General features: G+C 51.8%; 18 protein-coding genes. 7 read left to right on the top strand and 11 right to left on the bottom strand.

All coding sequences use genetic code 11. From position 1 onward, the window contains the following. Window positions 1–39 precede the first annotated feature (39 nt). Complete coding sequence (mscL, locus tag HFP08_RS01215) at window positions 40–501, top strand: large-conductance mechanosensitive channel protein MscL (RefSeq protein ID WP_168118688.1); 462 nt, start codon at window positions 40–42, stop codon at window positions 499–501. A gap of 102 nt (window positions 502–603) precedes the next feature. On the opposite strand, the gene HFP08_RS01210 is transcribed toward mscL, so the two are convergent. Then, window positions 604–960, bottom strand: coding sequence for a hypothetical protein (locus HFP08_RS01210; protein WP_168118687.1), 357 nt, complete (start codon window positions 958–960; stop codon window positions 604–606). A 157-nt stretch (window positions 961–1,117) separates the two neighbouring features. Here HFP08_RS01210 and HFP08_RS01205 point away from each other — a divergent pair, with 157 nt between their 5' ends. Both HFP08_RS01205 and HFP08_RS01200 read left to right on the top strand, forming a co-directional pair. Further along, entirely contained in the window at window positions 1,118–2,014 is an 897-nt protein-coding gene (locus HFP08_RS01205) for a manganese catalase family protein (RefSeq protein ID WP_168118686.1), read from the top strand. Between the two features lie 151 nt (window positions 2,015–2,165). Next, window positions 2,166–2,384, top strand: a complete 219-nt coding sequence (locus tag HFP08_RS01200; RefSeq protein WP_168118685.1) for a hypothetical protein — start codon at window positions 2,166–2,168, stop codon at window positions 2,382–2,384. Window positions 2,385–2,478: 94 nt separating this feature from the next. Here the strand turns inward: HFP08_RS01200 and HFP08_RS01195 are convergent, their stop codons facing one another. From HFP08_RS01195 to HFP08_RS01180, 4 genes are all read right to left on the bottom strand, one after another. Beyond that, window positions 2,479–3,798: a putative bifunctional diguanylate cyclase/phosphodiesterase gene (locus HFP08_RS01195; protein WP_168118684.1), complete on the bottom strand. Its 1,320-nt coding sequence runs from the start codon at window positions 3,796–3,798 to the stop codon at window positions 2,479–2,481. Between the two features lie 266 nt (window positions 3,799–4,064). Further along, window positions 4,065–4,769, bottom strand: coding sequence for a response regulator transcription factor (locus HFP08_RS01190; protein WP_168118683.1), 705 nt, complete (start codon window positions 4,767–4,769; stop codon window positions 4,065–4,067). 98 nt (window positions 4,770–4,867) lie between these two features. Beyond that, window positions 4,868–8,767 carry a response regulator gene (locus HFP08_RS01185; protein WP_240941020.1) on the bottom strand — a complete coding sequence of 1,300 codons (3,900 nt, stop codon included), beginning with the start codon at window positions 8,765–8,767 and terminating at the stop codon, window positions 4,868–4,870. Between the two features lie 54 nt (window positions 8,768–8,821). After that, on the bottom strand, window positions 8,822–10,252 hold the full coding sequence (locus HFP08_RS01180; RefSeq protein WP_168118681.1) for an HD-GYP domain-containing protein: 1,431 nt from the start codon (window positions 10,250–10,252) through the stop codon (window positions 8,822–8,824). Window positions 10,253–10,478: 226 nt separating this feature from the next. On the opposite strand from HFP08_RS01180, the gene HFP08_RS01175 reads away from it, so the two are divergent. Together HFP08_RS01175 and HFP08_RS01170 are read left to right on the top strand one after the other, a co-directional pair. Continuing rightward, window positions 10,479–11,705: a foldase protein PrsA gene (locus HFP08_RS01175; protein ID WP_168118680.1), complete on the top strand. Its 1,227-nt coding sequence runs from the start codon at window positions 10,479–10,481 to the stop codon at window positions 11,703–11,705. A gap of 88 nt (window positions 11,706–11,793) precedes the next feature. Beyond that, a complete protein-coding gene (locus HFP08_RS01170; RefSeq protein WP_168118679.1) occupies window positions 11,794–12,669 on the top strand; it encodes an aldose epimerase family protein in 876 nt (291 codons plus the stop codon). A gap of 35 nt (window positions 12,670–12,704) precedes the next feature. On the opposite strand, the gene deoC is transcribed toward HFP08_RS01170, so the two are convergent. After that, window positions 12,705–13,394: a deoxyribose-phosphate aldolase gene (deoC, locus tag HFP08_RS01165; RefSeq protein WP_168118678.1), complete on the bottom strand. Its 690-nt coding sequence runs from the start codon at window positions 13,392–13,394 to the stop codon at window positions 12,705–12,707. A 185-nt stretch (window positions 13,395–13,579) separates the two neighbouring features. On the opposite strand from deoC, the gene HFP08_RS01160 reads away from it, so the two are divergent. Beyond that, window positions 13,580–15,151 carry an HD domain-containing phosphohydrolase gene (locus HFP08_RS01160; protein ID WP_168118677.1) on the top strand — a complete coding sequence of 524 codons (1,572 nt, stop codon included), beginning with the start codon at window positions 13,580–13,582 and terminating at the stop codon, window positions 15,149–15,151. 1 nt (window position 15,152) lies between these two features. On the opposite strand, the gene HFP08_RS01155 is transcribed toward HFP08_RS01160, so the two are convergent. From HFP08_RS01155 to HFP08_RS01145, 3 genes are all read right to left on the bottom strand, one after another. Further along, window positions 15,153–16,871 (bottom strand): ABC transporter ATP-binding protein, encoded by a 1,719-nt coding sequence (locus tag HFP08_RS01155; protein WP_168118676.1) that lies wholly within the window; start codon window positions 16,869–16,871, stop codon window positions 15,153–15,155. 131 nt (window positions 16,872–17,002) lie between these two features. Next, window positions 17,003–17,503 carry a translation initiation factor IF-3 gene (gene infC / locus HFP08_RS01150; protein WP_168118675.1) on the bottom strand — a complete coding sequence of 167 codons (501 nt, stop codon included), beginning with the start codon at window positions 17,501–17,503 and terminating at the stop codon, window positions 17,003–17,005. A gap of 45 nt (window positions 17,504–17,548) precedes the next feature. Then, entirely contained in the window at window positions 17,549–19,024 is a 1,476-nt protein-coding gene (locus HFP08_RS01145) for an MATE family efflux transporter (RefSeq protein WP_168118896.1), read from the bottom strand. A 227-nt stretch (window positions 19,025–19,251) separates the two neighbouring features. Here HFP08_RS01145 and HFP08_RS01140 point away from each other — a divergent pair, with 227 nt between their 5' ends. After that, window positions 19,252–20,139 (top strand): AraC family transcriptional regulator, encoded by an 888-nt coding sequence (locus HFP08_RS01140; protein WP_168118674.1) that lies wholly within the window; start codon window positions 19,252–19,254, stop codon window positions 20,137–20,139. A 108-nt stretch (window positions 20,140–20,247) separates the two neighbouring features. Here the strand turns inward: HFP08_RS01140 and HFP08_RS01135 are convergent, their stop codons facing one another. Then, complete coding sequence (locus tag HFP08_RS01135; protein ID WP_168118673.1) at window positions 20,248–20,598, bottom strand: hypothetical protein; 351 nt, start codon at window positions 20,596–20,598, stop codon at window positions 20,248–20,250. Between the two features lie 19 nt (window positions 20,599–20,617). Further along, a complete protein-coding gene (locus HFP08_RS01130; protein ID WP_168118672.1) occupies window positions 20,618–21,172 on the bottom strand; it encodes a hypothetical protein in 555 nt (184 codons plus the stop codon). Between the last annotated feature and the right edge of the window lie 7 nt (window positions 21,173–21,179).

Raw genomic sequence — 21,179 nt, 5'->3', positions numbered from 1 at the left:
ATTTAATGACAGAATTTAATGATAGGAGGTGTAACGACCATGGGAATTATGAAGGAATTCAAAACATTTGCAATGCGCGGCAATGTCGTCGACCTCGCGGTCGGCGTCATTATCGGCGGGGCCTTCGGCAAGATCGTCACTTCGCTCGTGAATGATATCATTATGCCGCCGATCGGCAAGCTGCTCGGCGACGTCAGTTTCGAGGAGCTTACGATTCCTCTTGTCGATATGAGCAAGTTGACAGAAGAAGAGCAAGCAGTCGCTCCCGTTATCCGCTACGGTCAATTCATCAATGTCGTGCTCGATTTCCTCATTGTGGCATTCTGCATCTTCTTGCTGGTGAAGGTCATTAATCGGCTGAAGCACAAGGAGGAGAAAAAAGAGGAAGCTCCGAAGGCGCCTACCGAGAAGGAATGCCCGTACTGCTTGTCGCAAATTCCGATTCATGCAACGCGCTGCAAGAATTGCACCTCGCATCTGGTCAAGGTGGAGCATAGCTGATGTTCCCGCCGCAAACAAAGACAACCGCCTGTCCGGCAACGCTGCATTCGGACAGGCGGTTTCTCTTTGGGCGTAAGATCGAGCTGGCGTTCATCGCCCGCTTTAGAACAGATAGCCGTTGTAGCCATAGCCGTTGTTCAAGCTTCTTACGCAAATATCGAAGGTTACTGTGGCAGCCCCTCTGTTGAAGCTGCAGCAAATTCTGACGCAATCATAGCCCGGTCTCTTGAAGAAGCATTGCACTCTGCAGTGATGATCCAGCACGCTATTCACGGCTCTGGCGTCGCAATTTCGGATCGCGTGGACAATTCTACGCGCTTTGCATCTTTTCTCAAGCTTTGCGAAGGTTTTGCTAAGATCTCTCCCCGCATCCTGAATTCCCTCGACAGCAGGATCGAAATGATGGTGACGATGATGACGACGGTGACGAATATTGCTTAACGTAAGTTGTTCGGACATAAGAATCCTCCTCTCCTCATGCTTGCTCTATTCTATGTGACAGGCTTCCGTAATGTATGGGTCAATCTATCATGTCAATCGCTGAAAATAATACAAGTCGCTTCCGCATACGTATAGTACATAGGCATGAATTTAAGGAAAAGAGGTGCTACCTCTCATGTTTCTTAGACAGAACAAGCTTCAAGTCGAGTTACCCCAATCTCCTCGCCCGGACGCTAACGCTGCAGCAGCCATGCAAGAGTTGCTTGGCGGGAGGTTCGGGGAAATGACCGCCCTGAATCATTATTTGTTTCAATCCTTTAATTTTCGTGGTAAGAAGAAGCTAAAGCCCTTCTATGATCTGGTCTGCTGCATTACCGCCGAGAAGATGGGCCATGTCGAGCTGGCGTCGGCCGCCATCAATATGACGCTTGCCGGCTCGAGCGCTCCAGTCGATCCGGGCTCTGCCCCGCTTCGAGAAGGACTGATCAAGCCTGACAGTTATTTCTTCATAGGCACCGGTCAGACCTCGTTGGTTTCCGATTCAATGGGGAAAGCCTGGAGCGGGGACAATGTGTGCAGCAGCGGAAACCTCGTGCTCGATCTGCTCCAGAATTTCTTCCTGGAAAGCGGAGCAAGAACGCAAAAGATGCGGGTTTACGAGATGACCGATCATCCGACCGCGAGAGCTATGATCGGCTATCTTCTTGTTCGCGGCGGCGCACATGTGCTTGCTAACGCGAAGGCTCTTGAGATTGCGACCGGCGTCGATATGAAGAAGCTCATCCCGATTCCGAATCTGAGCAACGAGCATTTCGAGACGGCCCGCAAGTACGAGGCGATGGGGCTCGGCAACAAGCTCTATACCTTCAGTCCAAGCGATTATGAGGATGCCGCTCTTATCTGGTGCGGACAGAACCCGCAGACTGGAGCAAAGCTCGAGATGATTCAAGGCGCGCCGGAGGGAGCGTCCATGCCGGATCTTACGGAATCCCAGGAGGCATTCGCTCCCGGCGTCTCGCATGATGATTTTCTGGAGATTGCCGGGCGATTGAAGAAAAATGTCGGATTATGACTCGGATATGCTATACTGATCTTACATGCCATGTTATTTTCAAATGTTAGGAATGCATGAACAAAATAAACATTCGCCTCATGACAAATTCATAAGCGACTAAAAGGTTAAAGCTATAATGGGAAAAACGCAATCGGGGGTGGAATTAATCATGATGAAAATCATAACCTTCAAAAATCGTTCAGTCCCTGTTTATTACCCTAACGAACAATTGGCAACCATAGAGCAACTTAATCATAAATTGTACGAGATGGAGCTGGACTTCGATTTCAGAAAGAAATGGAAGCGAATTAAATCGGTTGAAATGGTGCGGGATGTCGCCATCTTCCAATATAACGACGGCACCAAACTATACCTGGAGGTCAGCTAGGCTCAAGGCGAAGCGATGATGAGAAGGCTGTAAAGGAACAAGGCTGCGGGAATTACGCCCGCAGCCTTGTTCCTTTATACTTTGAAGCTGACATCTAAGTTTGCAGTTCCTCGACCAAATCCGCCTTCATCGCCGAAGATGCCTCGATCTCCTCCATGGAAGCCGTCGGCTTGCCTAACAAATAACCTTGCACATAGTTGCAGCCCCATTCCTTCAGCTGTAAATATTGCTCATCTTGCTCCACGCCCTTGGCAATAACCTCCAGGCCGAGCTTCCGGGCCATCGATATGATTCCCTCTGCAACATGATGCTCCGCGGTTTGCTTCGCAATATGCTGGGTATAGGAGCCGCATAGCTTCAGTCCGTGAACGGGAAGATGCAGCAAATGTTGAAAGGAAGAACCCTCCCCGCCAAAATCATCTAACACAATTCTAACACCTTCCGCGCGAAGTCGGCTGATTGCAGCCTGAAAGGAGGCTCTATCGCCAAGCAAATTACTCTCCGAGAATTCCAGCTCAATCGCCTGGGGCCGCAGTCCGGCTTCCCGAATAATCGTTAGCAGCGTCTTCGGGAAGGATAGATCCGCAAGCTGAAGATGAGAGATATTGACCGACATTGTCAGATCAAGGAGTCCGTACTTGTTCATGCTTGAAAGCGTATGGCAAGCCTCCCGCAGCACCCATTCTCCCAAGGGAATAATAAGTCCGCAATGCTCGGCAATGGGTATGAATTCATGCGGCGATACTGGCCCAAATTCACTGTGCTGCCAACGCACCAACGCCTCGAAGCCTTTCAGCTTCCCGCTTGCCATCTCGTATATCGGTTGATAACTCAGCTCCAACTGACGATGCAGGAACGCCGTTCTCAGCTCGGCTGTCAGGAAGAGGCGCCGATTCATGCTTTTCGTATCCTCGCCGCTATAGAACCTGGCCTTGGCTCCGCCTTCCGACTTCGATTGGAAGAGAGCGAACTCCGCCCGGCACATCAACTGCTCGCTGGTATAACCGTCCTTGGGATACAGACAAACTCCAACGCTGGAGCTAAGGAACAATTCCGCTTCCCCGGCTGCTATCGGCTTCTCCAAGGCGAACTTTATCGCTTCGACGGCATGCCAATTAAGCGCCCCGTCATGTCGGTCCATCATAAGCACGATAAAGGAATTGCCTCCATACCGGAAACACCTGTAGCCGCCTTCCGCTCCCAATTGCTGTCCGAGCAGATGAAGACGACGCTCCACCTCCAACAACGCTTGATTCCCAACTTCCCATCCCCATGTTTCATTCACATAACAGAATTGATCGATATCCGCCAACGCGATTAACAACCGTTTGCCCGCAAGACGCGCCTCCGCAATAGCCAATTCCAATTGGCTGTAAGCCTCCCTCCGCCCGGGCAAATCGATTGGTGCCGTCATATTCAACTCTCCTCCCCGAATCCTCTTCGCAATTTCCGCGGTGTTCGGTGCCGTTCATGGGTTGTCAATTCTTATCACGCCCGCAATTTGGTATATCTATCGTCTCATTGTTCTATTAGGAAAATACCGAAATTGCTTTTAGGAGTCTGTTAGTTAATTTAACCGATACCTTCAGGTATTCGGCAATCATTCGAAGGAGAGGAAAACGCGAAGAAGCACCCTGCAGACGGGGTGCTTCTTCGCGCCGTAATTCCCGAACTCGGCTATTATACGGAGTATTTGTATCCAAACCCCCATACGGTGCGTATCAGCTTGGGCTCCTTCGGATTCTGTTCAATCTTCCTTCGCAAATTCACGATATGTACGTCAATGGCGCGATCCGTAACAATGGAGTCAAAGCCTCTTATCGCATTAATAAGCTCTTCGCGGCTGAACACCTTGCCCGGATTTGACAGGAATAGCTTCATCAACTCATATTCCGAGAAGGTCGTCTCGATCATCCTGCCCCTGACAAGCAGCTGGCGCCTCTCCTTATCGAGAGAAATCAAGCTTTCCGGGAGGGAAGTCTCCGCAGTTGCCGCCGTCTGTAACGCAGTTTCCCCATGAACGGAATGGGAACGCCTGAGCAGCGCCTCCACCCGCGCGGTCATCTCATGCATGCTGAAGGGCTTGCACATATAATCATCTGCCCCTGCTTTGAGCGCATGAACGCGTTCCGACACCTCGGTCTTCATCGACAACACCATAATCGGCACATTCGACGTCAAGCGAATTTCCGTGCAAACCTCGATTCCGTCCATCTCAGGCAATATGAGGTCGAGCAGAATCAGATCAGGCTGAAAGTCGCGGGCAAGCTGCAGCCCGACATCGCCCTGGAAAGCCTGCTTCACGCTGTAGCCTTCTTCCGTCAAGTACATAGACAGCATATTATTCATCATGACGTCATCTTCAATAACTAATACTTTATACATCGGCGTCACCCTTTATAAGATTGAAGATTCACATCCTGTTATTCTCTCTTTAATATACATGACAGACTACCATGTCACAACCAATTGTTAGAAAAATGTTAGAGAATAGTGTCGAATTTGGCTTTTGCCTCCTGTAATCCCGCTAACAATGTGAGCAATTCCCTCTCCAGTTGGAATAATGCCGAATGAAGCTTCTCCTCGTCGGACTCGTCCTCTCTTAGAATGAGATCAGCCTTGGCAGCAGCAGCCGCAAGCCTGTCCGCCGACAGATAGCCCGCGGCTCCTTTCAAGGTATGAAGCATTCTTAGCGCGCTCTTCTGGTCCTTGTGCCTGATCATTAATCGAAGTTGGTTCATGAACAGATCGTAATCAAGCGCGAATTGCTCCATCATATGCCTCAGAATGGGGCGCTTGCCGTTCACCCTCTCGAGCGCGCTCTCCACATCCATGCCGTCAATGTCTATCTTGGCGACGCGCGAGTAGTCGGTTGGCTGCGCCGCAGGAAGCCGCAGCTTCCTCTCGTCATGGATAGCCAGCTTCTTCCCTTGTTCGAGCCAATAGGAAATTTCCCGGCCCAGCTCCTCCTCGTTCAACGGCTTCGTCATGACGGCATTCATGCCAAGCTTCAAATAACGGTCATGATCCTTCTTCAGAATGTTAGCTGTGACCGCCAAAATCGGAATATGATCGTATCTCCTGTCATTGCGAATGATCCTTGCCGCTTCCGTGCCATCCATGACCGGCATGTGAATATCCATTAGAATCAGATCCCAGCTCTGCTGCTCCAGCATCTTAAGCGCCTCCTGGCCGTTCTCCGCCAACCCGGTCTCGCAGCCGTACGCCTTCAGCATTTCGAGCGCAACAAGCTGATTGATCTTATTGTCCTCAGCAAGCAGGATTCTAGGTACGGTCTCCTGCTCCTGGCTTGACCGATCGCCTTCTGCAACAAGGGGCAGCTCCTCGTCGCTGCCAGCAGTCTCCAATTGCGCTTGGGATACGCGAACTTGTCCCTCTTCGTCACAGACGCGTCTGATCGCATCCGAAACGATGCCGAGGAAGCTCTGTCTTGTCGTCGGCTTCGTCAGAATCGAGAATGGATGCAGCAGGGACGGCAGCTTAAGAAGCTCGTCTCTCCCGTAGGTCGTGGTCATGGCAATAATAGGAACCTCCTGTTCCTCCGCAATGCGGCGGAACTCTGCCCAAGTATCAATACCGTACATATCGGGCATCTCCATGTCCATAAGCACCAGCGTCGGTCTTGCTCCTCTTCCGATGCGCTGCAATCTCTCCTCAGCGGAATGCCAGCTCGGGAATTCGATCGTGTCAACGCCGATTGATTCCAGCATGCTTAACCAGTGCTCACGCATCTGTTCATTATCCTCCACCACCCAGACATGACGATTCTTGAAAAGGGGTTCCTCTCTACCCGATTCAAGCTCGCAGATGGCTGCCGGAAACGGGAGGGAGAAGCTGAACGTGCTTCCCTCTCCATGATCGCTGAACACGGCAAGCTGGCCGCCCATCAGCTCCACCAAATTTTTCGAAATGACAAGACCAAGTCCCGTTCCCCCGAATTTGCGGGTCGTCGAGCTGTCCGCTTGCGTGAACGGCTTGAATAAGCTTTCGACCTGCGATTGGGTCATTCCGATTCCAGTGTCTTCGATCTCGAACCCGATTACCTGCCGCAGGGCGGTCGTCTCCAACAAATTCAATCTTAGAATAACAATGCCCTGATCCGTGAACTTAATCGCGTTCATGCATAAATTCAGCAGCACCTGCTCGAGCCTCATGGCATCGCCAAGCAACAGATGAGGCAATTCCTTCGGAACATTAATCATGAATTCGAGCTGCTTCTTCCCCCCGAGAAACACGCTGAGTTGATTGGCTAGCCGATGAAGCAGTTCATGGAGAAGAAACGGCTGCCGCTCCACCTCGATCTTGCCCGCCTCGATTTTGGAGAAATCGAGAATGTCGTTAATAATGTGAAGCAGCGTCTCGGAAGACATATGCATTTTGTCCAGATAGTCCTTCTGAATGGCGGACATCTCCGTCTTCTGCATCAATTGCGTAAGTCCGATTATGCCGTTAAGGGGCGTCCGGACTTCATGGCTCATAAGCGCAAGAAACCTGCTCTTCGCCTTGTTTGCTTCCTCCGCCTCCAGCGTAGTCCGAATTAATTCCTCCTGCACCAGCTTCTGCTGCGTAATATCGCGGGCAATGCAGGAATAGAATATTTCGCTGTCGTCAGGGTCGCGATGGGCGACGACGACAATCGAGACATGCACTTTATCCCCGTTCATCGATAGAAGCTGCGCTCCGCCTTCCCAGAAGCCCAACTCGCTGGCTTGCCTCGCGCCATTGATTAATTGCTCGTATAATTGCGGCTCTACATAATGATCAATGGTGTCCGCCGCTTGCGTGTCGGGCAGCCCCATCATCTCTCTGCCGGCGCGATTCATATAGATAATATTGCCGTGACGGTCGACCGAGGCAATGAGATCCTTCGCCGATTCCACAATATTAAGCAAGCGGTTGCGCGCCTTCTCGACTTGCTTGCGATCGGAGATGTCATGCACCATGCCAACCACGCCCGAGAATCTGCCTCTTCGATCGCGAAGACCGTTGGAGCTGTGCAGCATTGGAATCCGGGCGCCGGTCTTGTGTACGAAGGTCCATTCGCGCTCATAAGAGAAATTCTGTTCTCTGAGCGCTCTGAACACGTCAAGTCCAGGCAGCACCTCCCTGCCGAGCAATGCCGTCAGCCTCTGCGCTTCCTGGGCGATATCCTCCTTGTCCATGAACGTCAGAGGCGTGGCATGGCCGGAGAGTTCCTCCGTCTTGTAGCCAAGCATTTCCTCCGCTGCTTTGTTCAGGTAGGTTACTTGATAATTCTCGTCCAGTACAATGAAGCCGTATTGATTTTGATTAATAATCGCATCCAGACGGTCAAACATCTCCTGCAGATGCTCCATCATGCCATTCACCGAATCGGCAAGCTGGCCAATCTCGTCATTCTGGGATATATCCAGATGATTGGACTCGAAGTCTCCCGCCGCCGCTTGTTCGGTCACCTTCAGGATGGCTTCCAGCCGCTTCACGATTCTCTCGAAATACAAATAGAAGAAGATCGCGATAATGCATTCCGCCGCCGCGATCGGAGTTACAATACGCCAAAGCATCGGCTTCAGCAGGCTCTTCATCTCCGACATCGGCTCCTGCAAGGCGAGCCGCCATGGCGTTCCTTCAATCTTGGAGAAGAAAACCATGACAGAATCTCCTCCTGTCCGGATCTCGACATTCCCTCTGCCTCCGTCCAGCAAATCATCCGCTGCGTATTGGAGAACGGAGTCAGCGTACAAAGCGTTCACGGCCTTGCCGCTTGAAGCGCTGTCGATGACCGCGTCGTTCAGAATCATTCCATCGTCGGTATATAGCCGCTGCATCGAAGCCTCCTCATCCATTTGATACAGCTTCTGGAAGGCTTCGAACGGGAAGGATACGTAGATAACCCCCTCGATGCTTGAATCTTCGTTGTATACGGGGGCGGCCACGAATATCTGATATTCGGAGCTAAAGGCGGGAGAATATGGATTGGATACCGTTACCTTCCCTCCGAAAGCGGACAAGTAGAACGGCTCCATCCCCATATCCACGGACGACCCGTCGCTCCGAATCGCGAGCCCGTCGTCGTTAATGAATCCGATTGCTTGATAGGTGAAGTCGCTGCGAACCAGCTCGCTCTGAAAATAAGCGAGGCGCTCCTTGGATGAGCCGGAACGTATGATGCTGGTCCGGCTCATCACGAGCACCTCGGCCTTGCGAATATCCATCCAGGAAGACAAGCTGCGAGCCATATTATCCTGTCTGCTGCCGATCCTCTCCGTCTCCGACTGCAGCATCGCCTTCTTCACAGCCGAGTAGTTGCCTACTCCGGCAAGAAGCAAGGGAAACAGCGAAATTAACACTATGAGAATTAATCCTTTCGTCCGAAGCGACATTCTCTTCAACCGCTATTCCTCCTCTGCCTGTTAAGTATTCCTTATCCCTGCAACCTATAGCTCCAGTCTTGACTGCTGATTCGACTTCACCGTGTCCAGAAAGAATGTCTCCTGCTCTTGAACGAGCCTTCCCCATGCGCTCATGCACCGGGGATCGAAGTGGCTTCCGCTTTCCTTAAGCAGAATATTCATTGCTTCTTCGTGACTCATCGCCTTCCGGTAGGAGCGCGAGGATGTCAACGCATCGTACACATCGGCAATTGCCGTTATTCGAGCCACCAACGGAATATTCTCTCCCGCAAGCCTGTCCGGATACCCGCTGCCGTTCCACTTCTCGTGATGGGACCGAATGACTGAGAGCTCCTCCAGCATGAAGCCGAGTCTCTTGCAAAGCTCATAGCCCGTAAGGGGATGCTGTTCGATAATCAATCGCTCCTCGGCACTCAGCTTTCCCGGCTTGTTCAGAATTCCGTCGGGAATATTGAGCTTGCCGATATCATGCAAGAGTCCCCCATGGGCGATCGCTTTGAGCTGAGAATCGGGAAGCCCCAGCTCCTCCGCCAGCTTAAGAGCATAGAGCGCCACGCGGTAATTATGTCCGGCCGTGTAGGCGTCCTTCTCCTCCGTGGCTACTACGAGCTCTCTGACGCTGGGCGATATGTAGGTATGTATGAGATCCTGCGGAGTGGATTTGAACAGGAGCTTGATCGATAGAGACAACGAGCCTTTGTTGAGATGCTCATGCGCGATGCCTCCGATGATACTGATGACGGAAGCGAGCAGCAGAATATGATAAAGCCACCAGCTTAGCCTCCAATGCTGTCCAGTCACCATGATGATTTGGGCGACGAACATCCAGCCCGTACTGTAGACGATGGCAAGCTGCAGCGGAAACCGGGAACGAAGATAGATCTGCATATTTCTCATGATCGTCCATGAATTAAGCAACAGAATGCAGCAGGTTGTCACCCGCTTGCTCGTTTCGCCCTTGATCGGCAGCATATGGACAAAGTCCTGATTATTCCACATCGCTATGCCGAGCGCAAGAAGAAGGAGGCACCATAGGGGAAGCAGCCACCTCTGGCTTGAGGTAAGCCGTCTCACGACAGCGCGATCTCCGGACATCGAGCATAGCCATAGCCAGAACGCTGCCAGCAGAACGCTTAGTTGGGCTGCATAAGCGGACATGTCGGAATGATGCAGCAGAAATCCGGGCGTAGACAAGCCATGCAGCATGAATATAGCGGCCAGCGACACATACGCGAGTGACAGAAACGTCACCTTGATATTGCGCACGCGCACCGCGACGACGCCAATGAGCAAGGAAAGGGCGAGCGCGAGCGCCGAGACAAGGCTCACAATGAAGAAATGGCCATGAGGAGCTTGATACATAACGTCGTAAGGAGTCAATTGAATGCCGATGTAGCCAATAACCGGGATAGCCATGCTGATGAAAAAGCACGCAAGCGTCTTGTTTCGTCCCATCAAGAATAATCCTCCCACCGCCGATTGAATGAATGCATCCGTTCCTGCATAATTATCGATTTTTAGCGACAAACTGATTATTACGCTCTTTTTTTTTCTTAATTATACCAATACGCCGAATCGGATTCGACAACGAATATGATCCTTTTTAATTTTAGATTAATGTTTTTTGTCGGATCATTTGATATAGTAGTTGAAGAATTGCAAATTGAAGGGAGTTTACCGCATGAATAACAAAGAATCGCAGTGGGATCCGAAGGACAGAGATGCTGCGAAAGAAGATCATTACACCTATGAAGATACAGAGTCTGACAACATGCTTTCGGAGGAGGATGCGCGCGTCGCATCGGGAGCCAATGACGACGATCCAGCGGTAGAGGATGCTCCAGAGGTGCCGGCTATTCTCGCAACCGAATCCTCGACTCCCTCAGGTCCCGTTGGCCCCGTTGGCCCTGTTGGCCCTGTAAGTAAGAAAAACTCGGCTGGCTGGATCATTCTATCGGCCATTCTGGCGATTGCGCTCGTGATTGTGCTCATCAAACCGCCTTTCGGGGATAGGAATGAAAGTAATGAATCTGTTGCCACGGTCAACGGAACGACAATTACGAAGGACAAGCTGTACAATATACTGGTTGACGCCAATGGCAAGGCCGCTCTTGACAATCTGATTACCGAAGAATTGGTTCAGCAAGAAGCGGATGCCGCCAGCATCAAGATTACGGATGACGATGTGACGGACGAGGTTGACGCCATCAAACTGAACTTCCCTACGGAAGATGATTTCGAAACGGCGCTGACGCAGAACGGCTACACGATCGATTCCCTTCGCGAAAACCTGCGCCTGAGTGCGATGATTCGCAAGGTTCTTGAGCCGCAAACGAATGTGACGGACGAAGACGTTCAGCAATATTACGACGATAACAAAGCAAACTTCAGCACGCCTGCGCAGGTTCGCGCTTCCCATATTCTTGTGGCGACGAAGGAAGAAGCGGATGCGATTGAAGCGGATCTGAAGGCAGGCACGGAGTTTGGAGAAATTGCCAAAGAAAAATCGACAGACACAGGTTCCGCAGCAAACGGCGGAGATCTCGGCTTCTTCGGGCATGACGACATGGTTCCCGAATTCGCTGACGCTGCTTTCGCTCTGAAGGTCGGCGAAACAAGCGAACCGGTGAAATCAGACTATGGCTACCATATTATTATGAAGACCGACGAGAAAGCCGCCGTCGAGCCTACCTTCGAAGAAAAGAAGGATGCGATCAAGGTATTGCTTGTGGGCAATGCTGCTCGCGACTTGTCAACCGACTGGCTGCAAGGTCTGAAGGATAAAGCGAAGATTACGAACAAGCTGACGGATGAAGAGGATGATGCCGACAACAACGCGGACGCGAATGACGGCGCTAGCAACAGCACGAATACCGATGCCGGGGCAAGCGATGCTTCGGCCGAATAAACACTTTTTCACAAAAGGGGCTGGTTGCCGACCGCTGATGCAGCGGATTCGGCAGCCGGTCCTTTCGAGCGATCAGGAGGAATAGAGAATGAGTCAATATGAAGTCAGAAGCTATCATGATACATACACCATATATGAATTGACGGAGAAGGAAACCGACTCCCGCGTCCTCGTCTGTCCGGAGCGAGGCGGCATTGTAACCGGCTGTCAGCTCAAGGGAGAGGAGCTATTCTATCTGGACAAGGCGACCTTCGAAGACAAGTCCGCGAACATTCGAGGAGGCAATCCAATTCTCTTCCCGATCTGCGGTCAATTGGAGAACAAAACCTACGAATGGAAGGGGCACACTTACGAGCTGGCCAATCATGGCGTAGCGAGAAACGCGGAATGGGCGGTAATCGGAACTGATGATACAGACGGCGCATCGCTAACGCTGCGAGTGAAGAGCAGTGCGGCGACGCTCGCGGCTTATCCCTTCGTATTCGAGCTGGAATTCACCTATCTTCTCGTAAACGGCGAGCTGCACACCAAGCAAATATACCGGAATAACGGCGAGACCAGATCCATGCCGTTCTATGCGGGCTTCCATCCCTATTTTGCAATCGAAGGAAGCAAGAATATCGCTTACGAGACAGATGCAACGCGTTATGTCGATTATAACGATAATGAAGAGAAGCCCTACGAAGGCAGCCTGGATATGGAAAATCTCGTGGAATCCGTATGCTTGCTCGATGCAAGCCGGCCCGGAATTTCTTTCAAGATTCGAGAGGGCGTGAATGTTCGACTATCCTATGATGCCGCTATCTTCAAATATGTCGTGATCTGGTCGGTGAAGAACAAGCCGTTCATCTGCGTAGAACCTTGGATGGCTAAGAACGGCGAGCTTAATCGTCAAGAGGAGCTTGTATTGCTGGAGCCGGGCGAAGAGCTGCTTGCGAACTTCGTTATCAGCTGCGAGGTGTAGAGCGCGAACAAGACCAGGGATAGAGAAGAGAGGGCTCAGTAGCCCTCTCCCCGTCCTCCTGTCGCTATGGCGACGCTCGCGCTGGCGCCGATGCGCGTTGCTCCCGCTTCCAACATACGCCTTGCCGTCTCCAGATCGCGCACGCCTCCCGAAGCTTTCACCCCAAGCTCCGGCCCTACTGCCCGGCGCATCAATGCGATATCCGCTTCGGTGGCTCCGCCATTGCCGAAGCCGGTTGATGTCTTCACGAAATCCGCTCCCGCCTCAACGGCAAGCTTGCAAGCTTCAAGCTTCTCTCCCTCGTCTAGAAGACCCGTCTCCAGTATGACCTTCAGGATTGCTTTGCCCTTACATGCCTCGGCAACGCCTGCTATATCCTGTAACGCGCCTTGCGCATCTCCTGATTTCAACAGACCGACATTGAGCACCATATCGACCTCCGTCGCGCCATTCTCTATCGCTTCGCTCGCCTCGAAGGCTTTCGAAGCCGTGGTCGCGGCTCCTAGCGGGAAGCCGACTACCGTTGTCACGCCAACGCCCGAGCCCCTCAATTGCTCCGACGCGAGCGCCACCCATCCGCCATTGACGCATACGGTTGCGAAACCGTGCTCTCTCGCTTCCTCGCATATCCTGATAATATCATCTCTTGTCGCGTCCGCCTTCAGCATAGTATGATCGATAAACCCCGCGATGTCCGAATGCGGCAAGCTTGTCTCGTTGTCCAATTCGCCTTCCTCCTCCTTATTCTATGGAGCTAATTATACGGACATTTCTGCGAAACAACAACGATTGCCCGGGAAAGAGCCTGGTCGCGTGCCTATCCTTTTGCCGATTCAAGCCCGGCCTTGTTATGTGGTAAAATAAGCCTGACATCAATTCAAGCAAGCATGATGCGGAAGCGAGGCTCCACATGATAAAAAAGACCAATAGCGCAGCTGCCAGCCAATATAACCCGCGCAAATTATATGCCGCTTTTCTAAGAACGCTGCTTCGCAACTATTTGTTCGGCTCGATGGTTGCCGTGCTTGGCTTTGGCGGCATTATTATATTCAACACTTTAAACATTCCTATGGACGAGCTCCTGCTGCTTATTCTTGTTCTGTTCACTGCGCTGCTCTTCATGTTGGCGTCTGAGCTCTTTGTATTCTTTCGCCATTTGAGACCCATTGCGAATATCCTTCTGGAGGAGGAGCCCTCGCAAGAGCAGCTCGAGGAAGCTTATATTCGCACCCATCGCTTTCCATTGCTTGCCGTTCAGCGTACCTTCGGACCGCATTTTCTCGGCATGTCCATTCCTGGCGTCTTGTTCTGCGTGCTTCTGATCTATAATGGACTTATCTCCATTCCTTATCACTATCTGCTTGTCGCGGGAGCGGGAGCTCTCATGGTGGCAAGCATGCATGCCATGATTGAATTCTTCCTCACGACTACGGCAATCCGGCCAATCGCCACCTATATTCAGAAGAAGCATGCATCGTTATACGGCAGAGATCTGTCGCTCGGAGGCAAGGTGCTCGTATCGATCCGAACCAAATTCCTGCTTGGCGCCTTCCTGATCGGAACATTACCGCTGATGCTGTTCACGCTCGCCTCGCAGCTCCGTTATGACGGCCTGCCAAGCGACAGCACGGGAGATTACTGGCAATGGGCCGGCATTATTCTCGTGATCGGAATGGCCTTCTCCTTGCTGGGCGCTACTTTGCTCGCGCGCAATATTCAGGATCCGATTCAGACGATTCAGCACGCGATGAGCAGTGTGCAGGAGGGCAAGCTGGATACGCGCGCCGACGATGTATATTCGGACGAATTCTCGAAGCTGGTGGCTGGCTTCAATCATATGGTAGGCGGACTCAAAGAAAGGGAAAGCCGCAACAATCAACTGCTTCAGAGTTATTTCATCACGCTGGCAGCGGCGCTCGACGCGCGCGATGCCTATACGGCCGGTCATTCCGAGCGCGTGGCGGAATATTCGGTTCAAATTGCCGCAGCTGCGGCATGGCCGAAGGAGCGTATTGAGCTGATTCGCAAATCGGCGCTGCTCCATGATATCGGTAAGATTGGCGTGAGGGATGCGGTGCTGCTGAAGGACGGCAGGCTGACGGAAGAGGAATTCGATCAAATCAGGCAGCATCCGGTTCTGGGGGAAAATATATTGAAGCAGATCGAACCAAGCGACGCAATGGCCGATCTGCTTCCCGGGGTTCGCTCGCATCATGAGCGTTATGACGGCAAGGGCTACCCGGACGGCATAGCCGGCGGGAGTATTCCGCTGCTTGGCCGTGTCATCGCGATAGCTGATGCCTTCGATGCGATGACATCCGACCGTCCATACCGCAAAGGAATGACGGTCGAGCGCGCCTTGTCCATCCTCGAAGAGGGCAGAGGTACGCAGTGGGATCCGGAATTGACCGACTTGTTCCTGACCAAGATGCGGGACAAGCAAGGTTTGACCAACTGGAACGAGCTGCAATCGGGAACATAAGTTATGCGCGTCCGAACTGCGCCTCATGGAGCCGGCTGTAGATGCCTCCCGATCCGACAAGCTCCTCATGTCTGCCCTGCTCGCTGATGCCATTCTCCGTCACGACAATAATGCGGTCCGCATTCTTGATCGTGGCGAGGCGATGCGCGATAACTAATGTTGTGCGTCCAACCGAAAGCTCCGCAAGCGATTGTTGAATCGCAGCTTCCGTCTCCGTATCGAGCGCCGAGGTCGCTTCATCCAGAATAAGAATCGGAGGATTCTTGAGGAACATTCTAGCAATCGCCAATCTCTGCTTCTGACCTCCGGACAGCTTCACGCCTCGCTCCCCGACAATCGTATCGAGTCCATCGGGCAAAGACGCGATGAAGGTGTCGAGCCTCGCTCTTCTCGCCGCTTCCATAATCTCTGCATCGCCCGAGCCCAGCTTTCCGTATTGAATATTCTCTCTAATTGTTCCCGCGAACAGGAACACATCCTGCTGCACGATCCCGATATTGCGGCGCAGCGATTCGAGCTGAAGCTCTCTGGTGTCATGCCCGTCCACCGAAATGCTTCCGCCTTCCAGCTCGTAGAAGCGCGGCAGCAAGGAGCAGATCGTGGTCTTGCCTGCGCCCGAAGGCCCCACGAATGCGACGGTCTCGCCCGCACGAATGCTTAGATTAATGTTGCTAAGCACCTTCGCGTTCCCCTCATAGCCGAACGTAACATTACGGTATTCGATGTCGCCCCGGAGCGTTTCGACAGCGATGGCGCCGGGTCTATCCGCAATATCCGGCGCCGTATCCATCAGCTGAACATAGCGCTTGAAGCCAGCGATGCCCTTCGGGTAGCTTTCGATAACGGCATTGATCTTCTCGATCGGCTTGAAGAAGATGTTCGTCAGCAGCACGAACGTGATGAAATCACCGTAAGGCATCCCCTTCTGCAGAACGTAATACGCACCGGCGATGAGCACGAACAGGGATACGATCCGCATCAGCATGTAGGAGATGGAGGCGTTCATTCCGATGATTTTGTAGGAAATCAGCTTCGCCTCGCGAAACCGCAAATTGTTGATGTTGAACAGCTTGCCTTCGTGACGCTCGTTCGCGAACGCCTGGACGACGCGAATGCCGCCAACGGTATCCTCCACGCGCGCGTTGAAATCCGCCATGTCGGTGAACAGCCGATGCGTCGCCTTGGTCATCTTCTTGTTGAACAGCAACACGAGATAAATAATGATCGGCACGATAATGAAGGTCATAATCGCTAGCTCGGGGTTAATGTAGAGCATGATGCCGAACGCCCCAGCCAGGGTCATGGCCGCAACGAACATATCCTCCGGTCCGTGATGCGCCACCTCGCCGATCTCGAACAGATCATTCGTCAAGCGCGATAAGAGATGGCCGGTCTTGTTGTTGTCGAAGAAGCGGAAGCTCAGCTTCTGCACATGAGCGAACAAAGCGCGGCGCATATCCGTCTCGATATTGATGCCAAGGCGATGTCCCCAGTAGGTGACAATATAGGATAAGAGGGTGTTAACGGCATAGATGAGCAGCAGAACGGCGCATGCGGATACAATCAGCCCCCAGTTCTTGTCCGGCAGCAGCGTATTCACGACATAACCAACCGCAAGCGGGAAGCCGAGCTCCAGTATCGCCAGCAGCACTGCGCATCCGAAATCCAGGAAAAACAGCTTCTTGTAAGGCTTATAATAGGCAAAAAATCGACGCAGCATGATAATCTCCTTCTAGTTGAGAATAGTTTTCATTTAAAAGCATACCCATTCCCTTCTATGCTGTCAACGGGTTTTGCCATCAAAGGCGGTGCGCGGCGGATTATCGAGGCTTGACAGTGCGGGTATTTGTCTTAGATGGACTCCAATTCGACAGCGGCTTGTTTGCCGCTAAGCTGAATGCCGGTCCGCTTCTTGCCTGCGCTCGCAAGGTCCTTCAGCATGCGCTCCAGCAGACTCTTAGCCTTCGGACCTTCCTTGCCTTGCAGCTTCACGACAAGCAGCACGACATTGCCTGCTTCCAGCAGCTTCGAGGCTTGTCTCAGCTTCGTATCATAATCATGATCTTCAATCGCTGCGGTCAATCTGATCTCTTTCACTTTGCCAGAGGCGTCCCGCCGCTTCACTTCTTTCTTCGCGAGTTCCTTCTCCCTTGCGGCACCTCCTCGAGGAACCAATCTACATGGCGGCGGACTGCTCATCAGCGAGTCGCAGACTAAATCCGCCTTCTGCGCCTTCGCCATCGCGAGCGCATCGGCTCGCGATACGACGCCGAGCATCTCGCCGTTCAGTCCCGTCAGCTCAACCTCGGAGGATTTTATTTGCTCGTTCATGATTTGTTTGTTGGATGCCATTCGCTTGTCATTCCCCTTTTCAGTCGTCGCTCTGCTACTCCTTCATTATAGGTTGACCGGGCTTGGATTGCGAGCTTCAACGCTTATGCTTGCTTCGCCGGATTGTTGATCTGTCGGGCGCCTGCACGAATCCGGATCTGCCGCTTCATGCCTGTACGACTCCGATGGCGCTCTCCCTCGCAGACTGTCTTCACGCAATCGCAAAAATTTCTGCCCGCGCCAACGGAAGAACGAGAGAGCTCCTCTAACGTATTCGTCCACAATCATGCAGGCGTAGATGCCGATTAATCCCCATCCGGCGCTTACTCCGAGCAGATAGGATAGTCCCGTTGCAATGATGGACATAGAGGCCATCGCAATCCACATCGTATACCTGGTGTCGCCAACTGCGTTAAGCGCGTTGGAGAGGCCCATGTTGATCATTTTGGCAGGCTGCAGCAGCAAATTCAGACCAAGCAGCGATACGCCAAGCGCGATAATGTCCTTATCCTTCGTGAACAGGCCTAGCAATTGGCTGCCGAAGAGATAGATCAGGAACGCATTGACAATAACGACGGCCAGCCCGATCCATATCGCTCGAAAGGCCGTTCTGTACGCTTCTCTCGTAAGCCCTGCCCCGAATAGATGCGCAACCTGGATTTGCAGCGCAAGCGCAAAGGAATAGCCAAGCAGAAAGCAAAACGATTCCAACGTGTTCATATACGTTCTGGCCGCCAGTTCCTCCGCTCCGATAATTGCAATGAAGGAGAAGATCGCAAGCTGGGAGAATACCCAACAGGACATATTCACACCGAGCGGCCAGCCGATCCGTATGATTTCACCGAACAGCTTTCTCTCGAATATTTTCAAATCGCGTATGCGTATCTTGCGTTCGAAGGCATGCAGAAACATGTAGAAGAGAACGATAACGGCAAGCAGCCTCACCATAACCGTCGATACGGATACGCCGAGCAAACCCCACTTCGGAAACCCGAACGCGCCGAAAATAAAAGCATAGTTCAATGCAATATGAACGATATTCATACCGATGGCAATATACATGGGTCCCTTCGTATTGCCGGTATTCCGAATGGAGGTGCTGAGCGCGGCCATTAATGCAATTAGGACCATTCCTCCGCCGACAAAGGAAATATAGGTATGGGCAAGCGGCAGCAGCTTCTCGGGAAGCTGCAACGAGGACGCGATTTCGTTCGGGAAAATAATCAACCCGATGCTGATCAATAGACCGACAATGAAGCTGACGGAGACGGCCATGATGCCGAGCGTCCGAGCATCCTCCTGCTTGCGGGCGCCAATGCGCTGGGCGATCAGAATGCCCGCTCCGCTCGACACAGTCACGAACAATGTCGTTAACGCATTGAATAATTGATTCGAAAATCCGACAACCGCCACTGCGTCATCCGAAATACGGCTGACCATCAGCGTATCCGCGGCTCCAAGAAGGAACTGCAAAAAAACCTCTATGAAGATTGGCCACGCAAGCGCCCATAATGTGAATTTTCGTGAAGCCGAGGATGACATCATCCATTCCTCCCCCTATTAGCCAAAGTGCTTGCTTCCATTCTCATGCGATTCGAACGCCTCTGCCAAGGCTAATTGTTACGACGCTCTACGGCGATTAATCAGTCTGGCGAGCACAAAGCAAGTTCCTTGTTCCTTCCTGCATTATAGATGGTATACTGAAAGAAAGGGTTCATTTTTTCAACTCAAACTTTCAAAATTCCAACCTCTGCCGCAGGAGTGATAAGATGAATATTTTGAATCTTACCGTTCCGCCGCTGCCGCATTTTATCATTGGCGGAACCAACATTATGCCCCCTGGGCGCAAGCACCCGGCTCGCCGGGATATTGGAGCTTTCGATTTGATCATCGTGACGAAGGGCTGCTTGTACATCGGGGAGGAGGATCGGCATTATGAGGTCATGCCCGGCTGCATGCTCATTCTAAGGCCTGACCTCGAGCATTATGCCACTCGCGCATGTGAAGAGGAAACGTTCTATTACTGGATTCATTTTCAGTCAATGGGGAGTTGGAGTATGCCTGAATTCGGATTGCCGGACGTGGCAGGAATGCAGGATATGGTGGAGCCGATACCGATCTCCGAGCAGTTCGCCGTACGCAGCTTCGTGAAACGGCTGCCGCAGTTCGCGAAGCTGTCAAAGCTTGGTCAACTGGAGGATATGCTCGAGACACTTACCGAAATGAGTAATAACGACCACATTCCGGGCGTTCGTTGGAAGCAGCAGCTTCTGTTTCAAGAAGTTGTGCAGCATCTGTCCGCCTCAGTGGAGGCGCGACCTCCAACTCCTGCGGGAGTATGCGCGGAGAAGGCGGCATCTTACTTGCGCAAGCACTACAAGGAGGATATAACCGCTCAGAAGCTTGGGGAAACGATTAACTTTCATCCGGTCTATATTGCCCGCTGCATGAAGCGTGAATTCGGTTGCTCGCCCGTCGATTATTTGATGCGGATTCGCATTGAACAGGCGAAGCTGCTGCTCCTGCAGACGGATCTGACGATTATGCGCATCGCCGAAGAGGTCGGCTTCAACCGCGCCTCGTATTTCGCCTCATGCTTCGCAAAGCACGAGGGCCTTTCTCCCCGCGCTTACCGTCAGCGGTTCTTGGTAGTGTAGGAAGAGAGCGCTGCGGTACGCGATGCGAGGATGCGGAGCGCTGATTTCCTGCGCTGCTGCTCGCTTCGCCGCTCGGGACAGCGCTCCAGCACTTTCTTAATGTGCATTTTAATTTTGCTTTAGTTGCTTTACTTTTTCCTTGTGAACGATGTAATAGTGCACGCGCCTTCTATCCCTCTGCACAGGCAAAACCCATTCCTTTTCTTTCAAGGACTTAATTGCACGACCGCATACATATCTCCCTTTACCCAACCATCCCATTACATTGCTTAATTTGAAAGGTTCTCCAAGTAACCAAGCTTGGTTTAACAACACTCTTTCATATGCTGATAATTTCAATTCCTCACCTAACTGATTATACCTGCCCAAAATCTCGTAAACGGATGAACGGCACAGCTCTGGTTTCTTGTCAAGCTCATCCCAGCTAAACGGAATGTAGCGCAAATCCTGAGCTGCCAAAGCCCGTATTCTCTTACGTTCAAAGCTGAATCTGTCTCGTGATTTCACCTGCATGCACAAGATAACCTTCACTTTCAAAAACTAGTCCTAACGGCTCATAAAATGCATCCACATACCCTTTAATACCCGATCCAAATACTATCTCATACTCCAAAACAAATCCCTGAAATGTTTGGAACACCGGCCAAAGCACCTTTTCAAACATTTTTCTTTCTCCAGTCATTTCTCTATTCAGCAGCTCTGCTCTTTGTCCGCTTGCTTGTTGATTCTGGGCGTTTAGAAACTTCTCAAACTCTTCTTCAAATGACATCTTGTACCCCTCCATCAAAGATAGAATGTACTCCATCAACAAAATGAAAATACAAAAAAACGCCGTATCTCTCTTAGAAGAGATAACGACGTGTGCTTCACGCGAGTTAGTATCGAAAAAGTATAACATGCTGCAGCATAAGAATGCCAGCATTCGAGCTCGTGCACAAATACTATACTTAAATATCACGCATTCTGCAAGAATTATTTTCCGCGCTGCACCCCACATCGCAGATCCGGTGCAACGCTCCAGCGCTGCAGCCATCTACAGC

Source organism: Paenibacillus sp. HB172176 (assembly GCF_011947265.1).
Classification (GTDB): Bacteria; Bacillota; Bacilli; order Paenibacillales; family Paenibacillaceae; genus Pristimantibacillus.
This window is presented reverse-complemented; position numbering and strand designations above follow the sequence as displayed.